General features: G+C 60.6%; 2 protein-coding genes. Both read left to right on the top strand.

Going from position 1 to position 962, the window contains the following annotated elements; translation table 11 throughout:
- The first annotated feature begins 300 nt into the window (after nt 1-300).
- Entirely contained in the window at nt 301-630 is a 330-nt protein-coding gene (locus EXZ48_RS34695) for a hypothetical protein (RefSeq protein ID WP_130521626.1), read from the top strand.
- A 75-nt stretch (nt 631-705) separates the two neighbouring features.
- Nucleotides 706-915 carry a hypothetical protein gene (locus tag EXZ48_RS34690; protein WP_130521624.1) on the top strand — a complete coding sequence of 70 codons (210 nt, stop codon included), beginning with the start codon at nt 706-708 and terminating at the stop codon, nt 913-915.
- Nucleotides 916-962: the final 47 nt, after the last annotated feature.

Here is a 962-nt window from a genome sequence, read left to right as displayed (position 1 = left end):
CCCGACCCCATACGGCATAGCCGTAACGCCGGCTGATCACCGGTATGAAGCGACGAGCCTCCGGGCGGTCAAGCTCTGAACGTCGATAAAGAAACCAGAGTGGCATGCCGGCTCTGCCTCAGTAGGAACCGGCTCCTATCCGTAAGCCTGTAGGCAGGCATGTATCCCCCACCTGTCGCTTGTCGGCAGGCTCAGGACGAGGTGCCAGCCAATCCGTCACCTGACGACATAGGGCAGGCTGGTTAAATGCGGGGCATGCGCCAAGCCCGTCCTGCTTCATCACCACCAAGGATCGAGACAATGACGCTCCAGGAATTCAAGGCATGGTTCGAAGGCTTCTCCGAGGTCATGGACGGGCCGCCGGACGCGAAGCAGTGGAAGCGCATCAAGGCCCGCGTGTCGGAGATCGACAGCAAGCCGATCAGCTACCCGGTCTATATCGACCGGTACGTGACGCCCTATCGCCGCTGGTGGGGCGACATGGTGTACGGCGCTGGGGCGAACGGCGGCGGCTACCCCATCCTCGATTGCGTCTCCACCAAGGAGATCGGCTCGTCCACGACGTTCAACCCGCTCGATGCTCTTACGGATGCCGGTCGCGCTGAATACCGCGCCAGTCTTGCGTCCTGAGTAAACCGGAAAATCCGGTCTATTGCCCACCCCGGTTTCATCCCCGGCGGTGGGCTTTCGTTTCAGGAGAGTGCGATGAGCGACGAATCCCAGCGGTTCTTCAAGATCAACTCCACGACTTGGATTTCAGTCAGCAGCATTGCGTCAATCGAAGAGCGGGGCTTTGGAACAACGCAGGTGTGGTTGGTCTCTGGCAATTCGTACCAGTTTGGGGCTGACGACCGTGAGCGCTTGTTTGAGGCGGCAGGGATCAAAGATTACTACGGCGCTGAGGCCGCTGCCTAACCCGCCGCTCGTCCCGAGCCATGGAGTGCTGATGTGAGCGTGGTGCC

It is taken from the genome of Shinella sp. JR1-6 (assembly GCF_004284735.1).
In the GTDB taxonomy this organism is placed as follows: Bacteria; Pseudomonadota; Alphaproteobacteria; order Rhizobiales; family Rhizobiaceae; genus Shinella.
The sequence above is the reverse complement of the archived record's forward strand: the minus strand, read 5'-3'. Positions and strand labels throughout refer to the sequence as shown.

What these genes read in the sequence shown, in the direction of transcription:
- EXZ48_RS34690 (WP_130521624.1), top strand. Translation starts at nt 706, where the DNA reads ATGAGCGACGAATCCCAGCGGTTCTTCAAGATCAACTCCACGACTTGG.
- EXZ48_RS34695 (WP_130521626.1), top strand. Translation starts at nt 301, where the DNA reads ATGACGCTCCAGGAATTCAAGGCATGGTTCGAAGGCTTCTCCGAGGTC.